This is a genomic window from Mycobacterium sp. NPDC050551 (assembly GCF_040674075.1).
GTDB lineage: Bacteria > Actinomycetota > Actinomycetes > Mycobacteriales > Mycobacteriaceae > Mycobacterium.
In genome coordinates this window covers 598,502-614,189 of the sequence record NZ_JBFARC010000002.1, presented here as the reverse complement: position 1 = coordinate 614,189, position 15,688 = coordinate 598,502, and the positions used below count along the sequence as shown (strand labels likewise).

The following is a 15,688-nucleotide window of genomic DNA, read 5'->3' as shown; positions in this document are numbered from 1 at the left end:
ATGACTTTACCGCGCGGACGGCCGGTCGCCGTCCGGGCTCAACCTCTGACGGTCAGGTAGATCAGCACGACGTTGAGCACGCTGATCAGCACGGCGACCAGCCAGCCGAGCGCGGTGGTCACCCGGTGGTTGGCGTCGTCGCCCATCAGCGTCCGGTTCGCGGTCAGCCGGATCAGCGGGATCAGCGCGAACGGGATGCCGAACGACAGCACCACTTGCGACACCACCAGGGCGCGGCTGGGGTCGATCCCGATCGCCAGGATGGCGAGTGCGGGGACGAGGGTGACCAGACGGCGCAACAGCAGCGGATAGGAGCGCCGCAGCAGGCCCTGCATGATCATCGCGCCCGCGTAGGCGCCGACCGAGGTCGACGCCAGGCCGGAGGCCAGCAACCCGACCGCGAAGAACAGCGCAACCGTGTGGCCGAGCGAGTTCTGCACGGCGGCGTAGGCGCCTTCGATCGAGTCGGTGTTCTCCATGCCCTGCAGGTTGGTGGCCGCGACCAGCAGCATGGCGAGGTTCACCGCGCCCGCCACGAGCATCGCCAGGGCGACGTCGACACGGGTGATGCGCAGTAAGCGGCGGCGCGGCGCGCCCGCGTCGGGGCAGCCGTGCCGGTCGCGGGCCAGACCGGAGTGCAGGTACACCGCGTGTGGCATCACCGTCGCGCCGAGCATCGCGGTGGCCAGCAGCACGCTCTCGGCGCCGTCGAAGCGCGGGATCAGGCCGCTCGCAACGTCACTCGCCGCGGGGGCCTCGACGAAAAGGCTGGTGAGGAATCCGATCGCGATGACGAGCAACAGACCGCTGATGACCCGCTCGAACACCTGCTGACTGCGGCGGTTCTGCAACGCCAGCAGCAGCAGTGACACCAGACCGGTGATCGCGCCGCCCACCAGCAGCGGCAGGTCGAACAACAGGTAGAGGGCGATCGCGCCGCCCACCACCTCGGCGAGATCAGTGGCCATCGCGACGAGTTCGGCCTGCAGCCAGTACGCGATGCGGGTCGGGGTGCGGGTGTGGTCGGCCACCGCCTCGGGCAGCGTCCGGCCGGTGACGAGCCCCAGTTTCGCCGACAGGTACTGCACCAGGCCTGCCATGACGTTGGCGACCACGATCACCCAGACCAGCAGGAATCCGTACTGTGCGCCCGCGCTGACGTTGGCGGCGACATTGCCCGGGTCGACGTAGGCGATGGCGGCCACGAAGGCGGGACCGAGCAGCAGGAAACCCGGCTTCAGCGGCGGGGCGGCGTCTCGAAGCACCAACGAACCTCTTCTCTATCCGGCGATGCGAATAGAAAAGTTAGGTTAACCGAAACCTAGCCGTCAAGCCGGGCATCCGCATTGCTCGAATGCCCGATACCCCGACCGGCGGCGTTCACGCCGCGCGGCCGGTGACGGTTCGCGCGGCTACCAGCCGCCGATCATCATGGCCGGGCCGTAGTACTCGTCGGACCACGGGTAGGCGTAGACGGGCGGCGTGGCGTTGAGCTGTGCGTTACCCGGTGACTCGCACAGGGTCGACGAGCCACCCAGAGCCGCTGAGCCACCGGTGTTCTCGCACTGCATGCCGGGCGCGGCACCTGCGGCCGGCGCGGCCAGGATGGCCACGGCGGCACCGCCTGCGGCGAGCAGCGGTGTGAGATAGCGGAGGGTGGTCCTCATGTGCGCGCTCTTTCTTTTCGGTGATCCCCGGGTTCGTTCAGTCAGCGTACAGCGGTTTTCCAGGTACTGAGGGGCAAGTCGAGCGTCGTCCTGATGCCGGGCGCGGCGGCCACCACGTCGGGGATCGCGTTGACGATCCGGGCGGCGGTGGCGACCAGACCGGCGTGGTTGTGGTCGCCGTTCGGGCTGCTCAGACAGAGGTCCAGCGCATAGGTCGGCTCGCCGGTGACCTCGATGCGATAGGACCCGCCCTCCTGTGCCGGCTGGGGCCATTCGGGGCAGAGGTCGTCGCGCAGCCGGGTGACGTGTTCGAGCACGACGACCACCTCACCGTCCTTCACGCCGCGCACCTCGAAGCGCAACGCGGCTGCGGTGCCCTTCGCGATGTGACCGGAGGCGATGTCGAAATCGTCCGGTGCGGGCACCCGTTCGTAGGTCTCGGTGACCTCGTCGAGTTCGATACCGAGGCCCGCGGCGAGCTGCCGGATCACCGAACCCCACGCCAGGCTCAGCACCCCGGGCTGCAGCAGCATCGGGAGGTCGTCGAGCGCCTTGCCGAAGCCCATCACGTCGAACATCACCGTGGCGCTGTCGTAGGTGTCGTAGTTGATGATCTCCATGCACCGGACCTGCTCGATGCTCTGGCAGGTGCCGGCCAGCGCGAGGGGAAGCAGGTCGTTGGCGAAACCGGGATCGATGCCGTTGACGAACAGGCTCGAGCCGCCCTCGCGGGTGGCCGTCTCGATCGGGTCGACGAGCTCGGGCGGCAGCACCTGCCACGGGTACTGGAGGAACACCGGTCCGCTGCCGACGACGTTCACACCGGCCGACAGGATGCGCCGGTAGTCCTCCAGCGCCTCGGGCAGCCGGTTGTCCGCCATCGCGGTGTACACCGCGCAATCCGGCTTCCCGGCGAGGATCTCGTCGAGGTCGTTCGTGGTGAGCACCCCGGTCGCGTCGGGCAGTCCGACCAGCTCGGCGGCATCCCTGCCCGCCTTCGCCTCGGACGACACCCACACACCCGCCAGTTCGAACCGCGGGTCTTTGATCAGCTGTGTGAGCGCATGGCCGCCGACGTTGCCGGTGCCGATCTGCGCGACTCTGATGGTCATGGGCGTGTCCTCACAGATCGGGGATGGGCAGGTCGAGATTCGGGAAGGTGAGGCCGCCGTCGACCTCGAGCGTCGTGCCGGTCAGGAAGCTGCCCGCCGGCGATGCGAGATACACCGCGGCCGCCGCGATGTCCTGCGGGTCACCGAGTCTGCGCATCGGGGTGGCCTTCTCCATCGGCTGACGCAGGTCGTCGTTCGAGGCGACGATGTCCAGCGCGGAGGTGAGGATCGAGCCGGGCGCGATCGCGTTCACGCGGATGCGCGGGCACAGGTCGAGCGCGCTCAGCCGGGTGTAGTGGGCCAGCGCCGCTTTGGCGGTGCCGTACGCGGCGAAGCCACGGCCGGCCAGCCGGCTCATCGTCGAGGTGATGTTGATGATGCTGCCGCCGCCGGAGTGTTCGAGCATCAGCGGGGCGGCGGCCGTGGTGAGCGCGTGGGCGGTGGCGACGTTGAACGTGAACGCATCCCGCAGGTCCTTGGTGGAGGTGCTCAGCAGCGCGTTGGGCATGGTGCCGCCGACGTTGTTCACGACGATGTCTAGTTTGCCGAAGGCCTCGACCGCGGCCTGGGCGAGCTCGGCGATGGCCTCGGGCCGGGCGAGGTCGGCGACGACGATGTGGGCGCGTCGACCGGTCGCGGCGATCTGCTCCGCGACCTCCTCGAGTTGGCTCTGCGTGCGGGCCGCGATCACCACGTCCGCACCGGCTTCCGCGAAGGCCACCGCCATCGCGGCGCCCAGTCCGCGACCGGCTCCGGTCACCACCGCCACCCGGTCGTCGAGCCGGAATCTGTCCAGGATCACGTCGTCTCCACTTCTGTCGCCGGGCGACACCGTAACAAGGCGACGGACGCTTGGTGGCCGATTTCTGGAACACGTTCTAGTGTGACGCGGCACCATTGCGGTCGGTGACTCGCGAGTGTGAAACGTGGGCGGAGAATCGGCCCGAATTCCGCCCACGTTTCACAACCGCGGGCGCGGGGCCTACTTCTTGGCAGCGGCTTTTCTGGCCGGAGTCTTCTTCGCGGCTTTCTTGGCGGGTGCCTTCTTCGCCGCCGCCTTCTTCGCGGGCGCCTTCTTGGCCGGCTTGTCGCCGTCGCCGTCGCCGTCGCCGTCGCCATCGCCGTCGCCATCGTCGTCGGACTTGCCGCCGCGGCGCGCCTTCACGCTCGCCTCCAGCCTGGCCAACAGATCGGACACGTCCTCGGTCTCGTCGAGTTCGGTCGGCTGCTCCTCGACCGCGAACGCCTCGCCGCCCTCGAGCTTGGCCTGCACCAGTTCGTGCAGCTGGGCCTGGTAGTCGTCGTGATAGCGGTCCGGGTTGAAGTCGTCGGTCATCGACTCGACCACCTGGCCGGCCATCTTCAACTCGGCCGGCTTGATGTCGACCTCTTTGTCGAGCACCGGGAAGTCGGGGTCGCGGATCTCGTCGGGCCACAGCAGCGTGTGGATCACCATCACGTCGCGCTTGCTGAAGTCCTTGACGCGCAGGGCCGCAAGCCGCGTCTTATTGCGCAACGCGAAGTGCACGATGGCGACGCGGTCCGTCTCGGCCAGCGTCTTGGCAAGCAGCACATAGGATTTCGAGGACTTGCCCTCGGGCTCCAGGAAGTAACTGCGGTCGTACATCAGCGGGTCGAGGTCGGCGGCCGGGACGAACTCGAGCACCTCGATCTCGCGGCTGCGCTCCTCGGGCAGGGTCGCGATGTCCTCGTCGGTGATGATGACCATCTGGCCGTCGTCGGATTCGAAGGCCTTGGCGATGTCGCGGAACTCCACCACCTCACCGCAGACCTCGCAGACCCGCTTGTACCGGATCCGGCCGTTGTCCTTCTCGTGGACCTGGTGGAACTTGATGTCGTGGTCTTCGGTCGCGCTGTAGACCTTGACCGGCACGTTCACCAGGCCGAAGGCGATCGATCCCTTCCAGATGGAACGCATGTTGCCAGTATGGCCGCAAATCGGCGGGAAAAGGCGATGGGCCTGGCTTAAGGTGCGTTCGTGGCGGGACGCTCCCACGTCGTCGATCCCGACGGCGTCACCTGGACGGTGAGACGACGGTGGTTGCCCTGGCGGCGCGCGATGGCACTGCGCGAACTGTGGCACACGGAGTCCAAAGAGGGCGAGACGCCCGAAACGCCTGCGGAGGCCGAGGAGTCGAAGGAACCGGCGAATCCCGTCGGCAAGGTGCTGTTCTGGGTGCTGGGGATCATCATCTGGGCGGTCATCGGGATCGGCAAGCTGCTGTTCATCGTGGTCGCGGTGGTGTTGACGGTGACCGTCTCGGTGCTCGACATGCTCGTGCAGGTGATCGTGCTGCCGATCGCGCTCGCCGCGAGGTCGATCGGAATCTCGCGCTGGCCGGTGCAGATCAACCGGGAGAAGATCCATCACCGCACCGAGAGCGCCGCCGGATTCGATGCCGCCGGCGAACTCGTCGACCGGCTGGCGGCTCAGATCCGCGCGGGGGAATTCACTGCCCAGGCGAGTTGAGCGCCGCGTCGCGGGTCGCGCGGTCGGGTAGGTCGGCGCCCGCCTTCGCGACGGTCAGCTCCGAGGACAGCGCCGCCGTCTGCAGCATGGTGTGCAGCGCCTCGAGGCTGATGCGGCGCAATTCCTGACGCCGGTCCGCGCCGAGCAGACCGAGCGTCCACAGCGCGTCGATCATGCCCGCCATGAACGCATCGCCCGCGCCCACGGTGTCGACCACCTGCACCGGCCGCGCGGCGACACGCGCCGTACCCGCCTCACACATCGCGAAGGCCCCGCGGCCACCCATCGTCACCGCCACCACCGACGGGCCGAGGCTCAACCAGGTGCGGGCGATCTGCTTGGGCGTGCGATCCGGATCCAGCCAGTGCAGGTCCTCGTCGCTGACCTTGATGACGTCGCAGCGCTCCACCAGTCGGTCGATGCGACTGCGCGCCGTGGCGTCGTCGTCGATCAACGACGGTCGCACGTTCGGGTCGAATGTGAGCGTCGCCGAGAGGTGGTAGGCGTCCAGCAGTGCCACGGCGGCGCGACACCCGGGCTCCAGCACCGTGGCGATCGAGCCGGTGTGCGCGACGAGCGGCGGCGCGACCTCCGGCGTGCCGGACAGCTGCCAGTCGATGTCGAATTCGTACTTCGCCTGGCCGTCGGCGTCCAACGTGGCCAGCGCCGTCGGGGTGTGCGACGCGGTCATGCTGCCGGTGACCAGGGACGCCCCCGCGCGTTCGACGTGCTCGACGATGCGGCGGCCGCGGTCGTCATCGGCGATGTGGGTGAGGAAGTCGACGTCGCGGCCCAGCAGCGCGAGGCCGACGGCCACGTTCAGTGGGCTGCCGCCGACGTGTTCGCCCTCGATGACGCCGTCGCGTTCGACGATGTCGATCAGCGCCTCGCCGATCACCAGCGCGCGTTCGGTCATGGCGAGCTCACCAACCTCTCCAGCGTGGCCCGCGCCCCGTCGCGGTGCAGTGACTCGAGTGCCCAGGTGTAGGCCTCGGCGAAGCGCGACTGCTCGGCAAGGTCGCCGAAGAGGTCGGTGTACTCGATGAAGGCCAGCGGATTGTCGTGCTGCGCCTTGGCCAGCGGTATCAGCGTCTCGGCGCGCTGATCCTGGACGTCGATCGGTTCGCCCTGTTCGTCGACGCCTTCGGCGTAGCGGGCCCAGCTCGCCACCACCGCCGCTGACAGCCGCACCGGCGCACCACTTTTCAGATTCTCGCGGATCACCGGCAGCAGCCACTGCGGGATGCGGTCCGACGAGCCGAAGCACAGCCGTGCGACGGTGTCCCGCACGCCTGGGTTGGCGAAGCGTTCGATCAGGGTCCGTTTGTAGTCGGGCAGGTCGATCCCCGGCACCGGCTTCAGCGTCGGGGTGGCCTCGGAATCCATGTACTGGCGCAGGAACTCGGCGATCAGCGGGTCGCCCGCGGCATCGTGCACCAGCCGGTAGCCGGACAAGTAGGCGAAGTAGCACAGCGCCTGGTGGCCCGCGTTGAGCAGCCGCAGCTTCATCAGTTCGTAGGGGGTCACGTCGTCGACCAGCAGCACGTCGACGTCCTCGAACGGCGGCCTGCCGTCGGAGAATGAGTCCTCCAGCACCCACGACGTGAACGGCTCGGCGACCACCGGCCACTTGTCGTCGACGCCGAATTCATCTGCGACGGTGGCGATCACCTCCGGCGTGGTGACCGGGGTGATGCGGTCGACCATCGAGTTGGGGAAGCGGGTGTGCTCGGTGATCCACTCGGACAGTCCGGGATGCACGCGATCGGCGTAGGTGGTGAACGCCGAGCGTGCGACGTCGCCGTTGCCCTCGATGTTGTCGCACGACACGATGGTCGGCGATGCCACGCCCCGGTCGCGGCGCCGCGCCAGCGCCTCGGCGACCAGGCCGAACACGTTGACCTCGGGCAGCGAGTCGAGCTGGTAGCCGCCCTCGGTGATCGTCAGCGAGATGATGCGGGTGGTGGGCGCGGCGAGGAGTTCGACGACGCCCTCGGGGTCGTCGGGCGCGAATCGGTAGTCGACGATCGAGCCGATCACCCGGGCCTCGCGGGTGCCGTCGGGTTTCTCGAGCAGCAGGGTGTAGAGGCCGTCCTGGGCGGCCATCACGTCGGCCATCCTGCGATCCCCGGGCAGGATGCCGACCCCGCAGATCGCCCACTCGGATGGGGCGCCGTCGCCCAGCAGGCGATCGACGTACATCGCCTGGTGGGCCCGGTGGAATCCACCGACGCCGAAGTGCACGATGCCGACAGTCGTTGCCGCGCGGCCGTACTCGGGCTTGGGGATCCCGAGCTGTGCCAGTGTGGACGCGTTGAGTTTCATGACACCGTCACCACTGCCTTGACGCTACCCGGCGTGCGGTCGGAGTCCAGTGCCTCTGCGGCCCGTTCCAGCGGGAAGCGGGCGGTCACCATCGCGTCGAGGTCGACGCGCTTGGACTCGATCAGCGCGATCGCGGTCGGCCAGGTGTTCGCGTAGCGGAACACGCCCGTCAGCATCAGCTCGCGGTTCTGGATCACCTGCGTCGGCAGCTCCATCGTCTCGGCGCCCGATCCGACGAGCACGACGGTGCCTGCCGGCCGCACCGCGCGGATACCGGCGGTCACCGCCGAGGGAGCGCCGGAGGCGTCGATGAACGCGTCGACACCGAGATCGCCGATCGGCCCGGCCGTCGGGTCGAGCGCCGCGGTGGCGCCGAAGCCCAGCACCTGCCGCCGTCGCGCCTCGTCGGGATCGCTCACCACGATCTCGGTGGCGCCGTAGGCGCTGCAGATCTGCGAGATGACGACGCCGATGGGGCCTGCGCCGGCGATGAGCACCCGGGAACCGCCGGTCACCGCGGCCTTGCGGACCGCGGCGATGCCCACCGACAGCGGCTCGCACAACGCGGCGGCGTCATCGGAGACGGTGTCGGGCACCGGGTGGGCGAAGGCGGCGCCGATGGTGACGTAGTCGCAGAACGCGCCGTCGATCGGCGGCGTCGCATAGAACTGCATGTGCGGGCACAGGTTGTAGTGGCCGCTGCGGGTCTCCACGGTGTCGGGGTCGGGCCGCTGCGGCTCGATCGACACGCGCTGCCCGATCCGCGCCGGGTCCACCCCGTCACCGACGCCGACGATCGTGCCCGCCGCCTCGTGGCCCAGTACCAGCGGCGATTCGACGACGAACGAGCCCACCCGTCCGTGCCGGTAGTAGTGCGTGTCCGACCCGCAGACCCCGACTGACGAGACCCGGACCAGCACGTCACCGGCCTGCGGTGTGGGCACCGGCCGCTCCTGCATCGCGATGGTCCCGGGTTCGATCAGCACGGCGGCCCGCATCCGCTGGTCCGGGGAAAGTGTTGTCTGCGTCACACTCATCATGTTAACGTGATGAGCATCTACACGCACCCCTGAGCAAATGCTCATGGTGACAACGCGAGAGCGGGGTGGAGGAATGACGGTGACGACGGATCGCGCCACGACGGCGAGTCGCGTCCAGCCCGAGGACCTTCGTCTGGCGCTTCGCGCCGCGACGCTCTACTACCTCGACGGACTCACCCAGGCCGAGATCGCCGCACGCCTGGGCGTCTCGCGCCCGACGGCCGGCCGGCTGGTGGCCCGCGCGAAGGCCCGCGGCCTGGTCCGCATCGAGGTGGTGGTGCCTGCCGACCTCAGTGACGACCTGCACGCCGAAGAGGAGCGTGAACTCGAGCAGCGGTTCGGTCTCACCGAGGTGGTGGTCGCCGGCCACGGTATGGACGTCGGTGCGCCTGGCCGCCCGCCCGCCTACGCCAGCGTCGGCCGTGCCGCCGCGGCGCTGCTGATGCGTCGCCTCACCCCCAACGACGTGCTCGGCTTCACCTGGGGGCCCGAGCAGGTGGCGGTGGCGACGGCGCTGTCCGCCGGTGTGGCGACGTGCCGGGCCGTGGTCCAGCTCGACGGCTCCATGTCGAGCGCCGCCTACCAGACCGGTGTCGAGCTGATCCTCAGCCGCTGCGCGGACACGCTGCGCGCGAACACCATTCGCCTCCCCGCCCCGCTGTACGCCGACCCGTCCACGGTGGCGTCCATGCGCAGCGACTCGATGATCTCGCGAACGCTGGAAGCCGGCAGGCGCGCTGACGTGATGCTGTTCGGCGTCGGCGCGGTCTCCACCTCGACGACCCTCTTCGAGGGCAGCTTCCTGGACACCCGGATGCTCGACGAGCTGATCTCGATGGGTGCCGTCGGCGAGATCGGCGGACGGTTCTTCGATGCCGACGGTCGGCCCGTCGACAGCGAGCTGCAGGCCCGGGCGGTGTCCGTTCCGCTGGAGGACGTGCGGGCGTGCAAGAAGACCTTGCTGATCTCCAGCGGTGCAGGCAAGCACCAGGCCACGCTGGCCGCCCTGCGGGGCGGCCTGGCCAAACTCCTCGTGTGTGACATCGATTGTGCCCGTTGGCTACTCGCCCGATGACTGTGCAGTGAAAGGTAGGTACTCCTGAGATGACTCGACGAAGAGTTCTCAAGCAGATGGCGGCGTGCGCCGCCGCGGTCGGGCTGACGTTCACCGCCGGTTGCGCGGGTGCGGGCAGCCTGGGTGCATCGGACAACGAGGTGACCATCGCCCTGGTGTCCAACTCGCAGATGGCCGACGCCCAGGAGCTGTCGACCGAGTTCGAGAAGGAGAACCCCGGCGTCAAGCTGAAATTCATCTCGCTGTCGGAGAACCAGGCACGGGCCAAGATCACCATGTCGACGGCCATGGGTGGAAGTCAGTTCGACGTCGCGATGATCAGCAACTTCGAGACCCCGCAGTGGGCCAAGGACGGCTGGCTGCTCAACCTCTCGGACTACGCGAAGAACACGCCGGGGTACGACGAAGAGGACTTCATCCCGTCGCTGCGGGAGTCGCTGTCCTACGAGGGCAACATGTACTCGGTTCCCTTCTACGGCGAATCGTCGTTCCTGATGTACCGCAAGGATCTCTTCGAGCAGGCCGGCATCAAGGTCGACCAGAACCCGAACTATCAGCCCACCTGGCAGGAAGTCGCCGACTGGGCGAAGACCCTCAAGACCGGCGACCGCGCCGGAATCTGTCTGCGCGGCAAGCCGGGCTGGGGTGAGGTGCTCGCACCGCTGGACACGGTGATCAACACCTTCGGCGGCCGCTGGTTCGACGACCAGTGGAACGCCCAGCTCAACAGCCCCCAGGTGAAAGAGGCCGTCAACTTCTACGTCAACACGATCAAGGAATCCGGCGAATTGGGCGCCTCCTCAACCGGATTCCAGGAATGTGCCAACCTGTTCGGACAGGGCCAGACAGCCATGTGGTACGACGCGACGTCGGCCGTGTCGGTGCTCGAGGATCCGCAGACCTACCCGGACCTCGTCGGCAAGATCGGCTACCTGCCCGCGCCGATCGTCGAGAAGCCCAATTCCGGTTGGCTGTACACCTGGGCCCTCGGCATTCCGAAGGCCGCCAAGAATCCGGACGGCGCGTGGAAGTTCATCTCGTGGATGACCAGCAAGGACTACATGAAGCTGGTCGGCGAGAAGCTGGGCTGGGCGCGGGTGCCACCGGGTAGCCGCACCTCCACCTACACCGAACTGCCCGAGTACGAGGCGATCTCGAAGTCCTACGGTCCGTTGACACTGAAGTCGATCGAGAGCGCCACCCCGAACCAGCCCACCGTGCAGCCGGTGCCGTACACCGGCATCCAGTTCGTCGGCATCCCGGAGTTCCAGGACCTCGGGACGCGGGTGAGCCAGCAGATCAGCGCGGCGATCGCGGGGCAGAAGTCCGTCGACGAGGCGCTGGAGCAAGCACAGTTGTATGCCGAGGTCGTCGGCAAGAGCTACCAGGAGAAGTGATGACTACAACTTCGGTAACCGCCGGATCCACGGCCACGGCCGACGAGAATGCCGTCGCCGAACGGGTTCGCAAGATCAAGGAGTCGCAAGGCGTCGGCGTGAGTCGCGCCGAGGGATGGCGACGGCGAGGTCCGCTGCTGCCCGCCCTGATCTTCATGATTGCGGTGACGCAGGTGCCGTTCCTGTTCACGCTCTACTACTCCACGCTGTCGTGGAACCTGGTCCGGCCCGGCTCGCGGCAGTTCGTCGGATTCGACAACTACGTCGCGGTCATCCAGGACAGCCAGTTCTGGTCGGTGGCGGGCAATACCGTCATCCTCATCGTCGGGGTGGTGCTGATCTCGGCGGCGCTCGGATTGGGAATCGCGCTGCTGCTCGATCGCGCGTTCCTCGGCCGCGGTGTGGTCCGCACGCTGTTGATCACCCCGTTCCTCATCACACCCGTCGCGGGTGCGCTGGTGTGGAAGACGACGATCCTCGACCCCAACAACGGCATCCTGAACTGGGTGCTCTCGCTGGTGGGAATCGGCCCGGTCGACTGGATCGGTCAGTTCCCGCTGGCCATGGTGATGGTCGAATTGATCTGGCAGTGGACGCCGTTCATGATGCTGCTGATCCTGGCCGGCCTGACGTCCATGCCCCGCGACCAACTCGAGGCGGGCCGGGTCGACGGGGCGACCGGGATTCAACTCTTCCGGGAGTTGACCCTGCCGCACCTTCGGCGCTTCATCGAACTCGGCGTCGTGCTCGGCGCGGTCTACCTGGTCAACACCTTCGACGCGATCTTCATGATGACGCAGGGCGGGCCGGGTGTCGCCAGTGCCAACCTGCCGTTCTACATCTATCAGCGCGCGTTCCTGGGCTTCGACATGGGGCAGGCGGCGGCCATGGGCGTGGTGGTCGTCATCTTCACGATGATCATCGCCAGCTTCGCGCTGCGGTTGATCTTCAAATCATTCTCTGGCAAGGAAGAGGCGGCCTAGCATGACTACCACTGCCGAAAGGACCACGGCGTCCAAGGATGTCGCTCCGGTCCGCAAGAAGAAGTCCAAGAAGTTCAGCCCGTGGGGCATCGTGGCGTGGCTGGTCGGACTCGGCTTCTTCTTCCCGGTGTTCTGGATGGTGCTCACCTCGTTCAAGGCCGAGAGTGACGCGGCGACCAATCCGCCGAAGCTGTTCTTCGTCCCGACGCTGGACCAGTATTCGGCCGTCTTCAATCAGGGCATCGGGCCGGCCATGCTGAACTCGGTGTTCGCCACAGCCATGTCGACGATTCTGGTGCTGCTGCTCGGTGTGCCCGCGGCGTTCGCGCTGTCGCTGCGGCCGGTCCGCAAGACCTCCGACGCGTTGTTCTTCTTCATGAGCACGAAGATGCTGCCCGTCGTCGCGGCGATCCTGCCGCTGTACGTGATCGTGTCCAACATCGGCCTGCTGGACAACATCTGGGCCTTGGTGATCCTGTACACGTCGATGAATCTGCCGATCGCCGTGTGGATGATGCGGTCGTTCTTCCTCGAAGTGCCGGGCGAACTCCTCGAGGCCGCCAGCCTGGACGGCGCGAGCCTGTGGCGATCGGTGCGCGAGGTGATCCTTCCGTTGGTCTCGCCCGGCATCGCGGCGACGGCGCTCATCTGCGTGATCTTCGCGTGGAACGAGTTCTTCCTCGCGGTGAACCTGACCGCGGTGAACGCACAGACGATGCCGGTGTACCTCGTCGGCTTCATCGCCGGTGAGGGACAGTACTGGGCCGTGTTGTCGGCGGCCGCGACCATGGCGGCGCTGCCTGTGATCCTCTGCGGGTGGTTCGCCCAGAACAAGCTGGTGCGCGGACTCTCGTTCGGCGCGATCAAGTAAACGTCAGAAAACGAACCGGGAGAAGAACAATGGCATCGATCACCTACAGGAACGCCTCCTGCATCTACGAAGGCTCCGACAAACTCGCGGTCGACAACCTCAACCTCGACATCCAGGACGGCGAGTTCGTCGTCCTGGTCGGACCGTCCGGTTCGGGAAAGAGCACCGCGCTGCGCATGCTCGCCGGACTCGAGGACATCGACGAAGGCGCCATCGAGATCGGCGGCAAGGACATGACGGGCGTGCCGTCCAAGGATCGCGACATCGCCATGGTGTTCCAGAACTACGCGCTGTACCCCAACAAGACAGTGGCCGAGAACATGGGCTTCGCACTCAAGCTGCGGGGCGTCTCCGCTGACGAGCGGCGCAAGAAGGTCGAAGACGCCGCCAAGATCCTGGACCTCACCGAGCACCTGGATCGCAAGCCCGCCAAGCTGTCCGGCGGTCAGCGGCAACGCGTCGCGATGGGCCGCGCCATCGTGCGTGAGCCGCAGGTGTTCTGCATGGACGAGCCGCTGTCCAACCTGGACGCGAAGCTGCGCGTGCAGACCCGCACCCAGATCGCCGCGCTGCAGCGGCGCCTGGGCACCACCACCGTCTACGTGACCCACGATCAGGTGGAGGCGATGACGATGGGCGACCGGGTGGCTGTATTGCGCTTCGGCAAGCTGCAGCAGTTCGCCTCACCGAACGAGCTGTACGACCGGCCGGCCAACGCTTTCGTCGCCGGCTTCATCGGCTCGCCGGCGATGAATCTGCTGACGGCTCCCGTCGTCGCCGACGGTGTGCGGATCAGCGAGGATTCCACCTTGCCGCTCGAGCGCGAGCATCTGACCAAGCTGCACGAGGCCGGCGTCGACAAGGTCACGCTCGGCATTCGGCCCGAGGACCTCGAGGTGTCGCCGGGCGGCGGCATCGACGTCGTCATCGACCTCGTCGAGAACCTCGGCAGCGAGACCTATCTGTACACCCATGCACATCCCGACGTGGAGTTGGTGGCGCGGTCACTGTCCCGCACCCCGGTGAAGCTGGCCGATACCGTCGAGTTGCGGATGAACCCTGAGGGCACGGTGCACCTGTTTCATCCGGAGACCGGCGAACGCCTGAACTGACATCATGCGCCCGCCGGAACTGCGGCTGCGGGCCCCCACGGCGGGTCTGCTCGCCTTGCCGTGGGACCTGCCGTTGGTGCACTGGAAGGCTCCCGACGTCGCACTGCGCGACATCGCGGTCGGACCGAGCCGGCACCTGGTGAAGTTCGTCGAGGCCGACGGCGCGCTGTGGGCGGTCAAGGACATGCCGCCGCGGGTTGCGGCCAAGGAGTACGACGTGTTGCGCCGTCTCGAGGAGATGGCGCTGCCCGCGGTGCGTCCCGCCGGCCTGGTGGTGCAGCCCCAGTTCGACACCGCGATCCTGGTGACCCGCTACCTGGATGGGTCGTGGCAGTACCGCCGGCTGTTCATGCGGCTGCCGCCCGACGAGCCGAAGCACCGCGCGCGGCTGCTGGACGCGATGGCGGGCCTGCTGGTGGAACTGCACCGCCACGGCGTCTTCTGGGGTGACTGTTCGCTGGCGAACACGCTGTTCTCCCGCGACGGTCAACTCCTGGCTGCGCACCTCGTCGACGCCGAGACTTCCGAGGTGCACCCGTCGCTGAGCCGCGGGCAACGCCGACAGGATCTGGACATCATGGTGCAGAACGTGGCGGGCGGAATGATCGACGTGGCCGAGCGCATCGGCGCCTCGGAAGCGTTGCAGGACAAGCTGATCGACGAGGCCAAGCAGGTCGAGAGGCGTTACCGGGATCTGTGGGACGCGCTGCACGCCGAGCCTGTGTTCGCCTTCACCGACCGCTACCGCGTCGAAGGCACCATCCGCAGGCTCAACGACCTCGGCTTCGCCGTCGACGAACTGTCGCTGCACCCGGACAGCGCCGATCCCAGCCGGCTGCGCGTGCACGTCGTGGTCGGCGACCGCCGGTACCACGCGCAGCGTCTGCGAGATCTCACCGGCCTCGACGTCGGGGAGGGGCAGGCCGCGATCCTGCTCGGCGACCTGCACGCCTACCAGGCGCAGCTGGCCCGCGAGGCCGGCCACGACGTCGACGAGTCGACCGCCGCACGGCTGTGGGTGATGGAGGTGCTGACCCCCTACGGCCACCTGGCGCACCAGGCCGTCCACGGCACCGGCACGCAGATCCAGGCGTACTGCGACATGCTCGAGGTGCGGTGGCTGCTCAGCGAGAAGGCCGGCCGCGACGTCGGCACCAACAAGGCCCTGGCGGCGCTCGCGGGTGACGTCATCCCGGTCGACTCGGCGGCGAAGCTGGCCGTCGCCGAGGTCCCGACGGCGCCGTTCGCGGTGTTGAGCGCGGACGACGACTAGCGGAAGGCGGCTTTCGCGTTGAGATTGCACGCAGATCGTGATTTCACTCGGAATTGCGCTCTGTGTGCAAAGTCAACGCGAAACTCGCGAATAGAAGCCTCAGACGGCGGGGTCGTTGTCGGGGTCGAGCCCGACGGGCACCTGCGGGTTGGCGCCCGGCGCGTCGTGGGTGAAGTGCTGGTGGGCCATCGGCTTGCAGTTGTCATCCATCGGCGACTGATCGCCCGAGCAGTAGGGCACCCAGTCGCGCGGATCAGCGGCGGCATGCGGCGCTGCGAACACGGCGCCCACCGCGATGATGCACGCCGCGCACAGGATCTTCACTGGTACGACGCTACAACG

15 protein-coding genes and 1 pseudogene are annotated in these 15,688 nt (G+C 67.6%); 7 read left to right on the top strand and 9 right to left on the bottom strand.

What is annotated here, in order from left to right:
- Positions 1 to 38: 38 nt before the first annotated feature.
- The 5 genes and pseudogenes from AB0K11_RS09595 to AB0K11_RS09575 form a co-directional block, all read right to left on the bottom strand.
- Positions 39 to 1,265 (bottom strand): Nramp family divalent metal transporter, encoded by a 1,227-nt coding sequence (locus tag AB0K11_RS09595; protein WP_364975188.1) that lies wholly within the window; start codon positions 1,263 to 1,265, stop codon positions 39 to 41.
- A gap of 147 nt (positions 1,266 to 1,412) precedes the next feature.
- Positions 1,413 to 1,667, bottom strand: a complete 255-nt coding sequence (locus tag AB0K11_RS09590; protein WP_364975186.1) for a hypothetical protein — start codon at positions 1,665 to 1,667, stop codon at positions 1,413 to 1,415.
- A 41-nt stretch (positions 1,668 to 1,708) separates the two neighbouring features.
- On the bottom strand, positions 1,709 to 2,779 hold the full coding sequence (locus tag AB0K11_RS09585) for a diacylglycerol kinase (RefSeq protein ID WP_364975184.1): 1,071 nt from the start codon (positions 2,777 to 2,779) through the stop codon (positions 1,709 to 1,711).
- Positions 2,780 to 2,789: 10 nt separating this feature from the next.
- A complete protein-coding gene (locus AB0K11_RS09580) occupies positions 2,790 to 3,581 on the bottom strand; it encodes an SDR family oxidoreductase (protein WP_364975182.1) in 792 nt (263 codons plus the stop codon).
- A 351-nt stretch (positions 3,582 to 3,932) separates the two neighbouring features.
- A pseudogene (locus AB0K11_RS09575) lies at positions 3,933 to 4,718 on the bottom strand (Ku protein); the annotation flags it as partial.
- 60 nt (positions 4,719 to 4,778) lie between these two features.
- On the opposite strand from AB0K11_RS09575, the gene AB0K11_RS09570 reads away from it, so the two are divergent.
- The gene (locus AB0K11_RS09570) at positions 4,779 to 5,270 is read left to right on the top strand and encodes a hypothetical protein (RefSeq protein WP_364975180.1); all 492 of its coding nucleotides are present in this window, start codon (positions 4,779 to 4,781) and stop codon (positions 5,268 to 5,270) included.
- Here the strand turns inward: AB0K11_RS09570 and AB0K11_RS09565 are convergent.
- From AB0K11_RS09565 to AB0K11_RS09555, 3 genes are read right to left on the bottom strand one after another with little or no spacing between them, the layout of a single operon-like run.
- Positions 5,251 to 6,186 carry a carbohydrate kinase gene (locus AB0K11_RS09565; RefSeq protein WP_364975178.1) on the bottom strand — a complete coding sequence of 312 codons (936 nt, stop codon included), beginning with the start codon at positions 6,184 to 6,186 and terminating at the stop codon, positions 5,251 to 5,253. The two genes, AB0K11_RS09570 and AB0K11_RS09565, sit on opposite strands and share 20 nt — an antisense overlap.
- A complete protein-coding gene (locus AB0K11_RS09560) occupies positions 6,183 to 7,595 on the bottom strand; it encodes a mannitol dehydrogenase family protein (RefSeq protein WP_364975176.1) in 1,413 nt (470 codons plus the stop codon). Before AB0K11_RS09560 ends, AB0K11_RS09565 begins: the two co-directional genes overlap by 4 nt.
- Positions 7,592 to 8,593, bottom strand: a complete 1,002-nt coding sequence (locus AB0K11_RS09555) for an NAD(P)-dependent alcohol dehydrogenase (RefSeq protein WP_364976723.1) — start codon at positions 8,591 to 8,593, stop codon at positions 7,592 to 7,594. The genes AB0K11_RS09560 and AB0K11_RS09555 overlap by 4 nt, the downstream gene beginning before the upstream one ends.
- Positions 8,594 to 8,708: 115 nt before the next feature.
- Here AB0K11_RS09555 and AB0K11_RS09550 point away from each other — a divergent pair, with 115 nt between their 5' ends.
- The 6 genes from AB0K11_RS09550 to AB0K11_RS09525 are packed head-to-tail and all read left to right on the top strand — an operon-like array spanning position 8,709 to position 15,346.
- Entirely contained in the window at positions 8,709 to 9,710 is a 1,002-nt protein-coding gene (locus AB0K11_RS09550; RefSeq protein ID WP_364975173.1) for a sugar-binding domain-containing protein, read from the top strand.
- Between the two features lie 29 nt (positions 9,711 to 9,739).
- Positions 9,740 to 11,107, top strand: coding sequence for a sugar ABC transporter substrate-binding protein (locus tag AB0K11_RS09545; RefSeq protein ID WP_364975171.1), 1,368 nt, complete (start codon positions 9,740 to 9,742; stop codon positions 11,105 to 11,107).
- A complete protein-coding gene (locus AB0K11_RS09540) occupies positions 11,107 to 12,090 on the top strand; it encodes a sugar ABC transporter permease (RefSeq protein WP_364975169.1) in 984 nt (327 codons plus the stop codon). The genes AB0K11_RS09545 and AB0K11_RS09540 overlap by 1 nt, the downstream gene beginning before the upstream one ends.
- A gap of 1 nt (position 12,091) precedes the next feature.
- The gene (locus AB0K11_RS09535; protein ID WP_364975167.1) at positions 12,092 to 12,961 is read left to right on the top strand and encodes a carbohydrate ABC transporter permease; all 870 of its coding nucleotides are present in this window, start codon (positions 12,092 to 12,094) and stop codon (positions 12,959 to 12,961) included.
- Positions 12,962 to 12,990: 29 nt separating this feature from the next.
- The gene (gene ugpC, locus AB0K11_RS09530; RefSeq protein ID WP_364975164.1) at positions 12,991 to 14,073 is read left to right on the top strand and encodes a sn-glycerol-3-phosphate ABC transporter ATP-binding protein UgpC; all 1,083 of its coding nucleotides are present in this window, start codon (positions 12,991 to 12,993) and stop codon (positions 14,071 to 14,073) included.
- A gap of 4 nt (positions 14,074 to 14,077) precedes the next feature.
- Positions 14,078 to 15,346, top strand: coding sequence for a DUF4032 domain-containing protein (locus AB0K11_RS09525; protein ID WP_364975162.1), 1,269 nt, complete (start codon positions 14,078 to 14,080; stop codon positions 15,344 to 15,346).
- A gap of 99 nt (positions 15,347 to 15,445) precedes the next feature.
- On the opposite strand, the gene AB0K11_RS09520 is transcribed toward AB0K11_RS09525, so the two are convergent.
- Complete coding sequence (locus AB0K11_RS09520; protein WP_364975159.1) at positions 15,446 to 15,670, bottom strand: hypothetical protein; 225 nt, start codon at positions 15,668 to 15,670, stop codon at positions 15,446 to 15,448.
- Between the last annotated feature and the right edge of the window lie 18 nt (positions 15,671 to 15,688).

Excerpts from the sequence above, each read along its gene's own strand:
- AB0K11_RS09590 (WP_364975186.1), bottom strand. The coding sequence starts at position 1,667 with ATGAGGACCACCCTCCGCTATCTCACACCGCTGCTCGCCGCAGGCGGT.
- AB0K11_RS09585 (WP_364975184.1), bottom strand. The coding sequence starts at position 2,779 with ATGACCATCAGAGTCGCGCAGATCGGCACCGGCAACGTCGGCGGCCAT.
- AB0K11_RS09565 (WP_364975178.1), bottom strand. The coding sequence starts at position 6,186 with ATGACCGAACGCGCGCTGGTGATCGGCGAGGCGCTGATCGACATCGTC.
- AB0K11_RS09560 (WP_364975176.1), bottom strand. The coding sequence starts at position 7,595 with ATGAAACTCAACGCGTCCACACTGGCACAGCTCGGGATCCCCAAGCCC.
- AB0K11_RS09555 (WP_364976723.1), bottom strand. The coding sequence starts at position 8,593 with ATGCGGGCCGCCGTGCTGATCGAACCCGGGACCATCGCGATGCAGGAG.
- AB0K11_RS09550 (WP_364975173.1), top strand. The coding sequence starts at position 8,709 with ATGACGGTGACGACGGATCGCGCCACGACGGCGAGTCGCGTCCAGCCC.
- AB0K11_RS09545 (WP_364975171.1), top strand. The coding sequence starts at position 9,740 with ATGACTCGACGAAGAGTTCTCAAGCAGATGGCGGCGTGCGCCGCCGCG.
- AB0K11_RS09540 (WP_364975169.1), top strand. The coding sequence starts at position 11,107 with ATGACTACAACTTCGGTAACCGCCGGATCCACGGCCACGGCCGACGAG.
- AB0K11_RS09535 (WP_364975167.1), top strand. The coding sequence starts at position 12,092 with ATGACTACCACTGCCGAAAGGACCACGGCGTCCAAGGATGTCGCTCCG.
- ugpC (WP_364975164.1), top strand. The coding sequence starts at position 12,991 with ATGGCATCGATCACCTACAGGAACGCCTCCTGCATCTACGAAGGCTCC.
- AB0K11_RS09525 (WP_364975162.1), top strand. The coding sequence starts at position 14,078 with ATGCGCCCGCCGGAACTGCGGCTGCGGGCCCCCACGGCGGGTCTGCTC.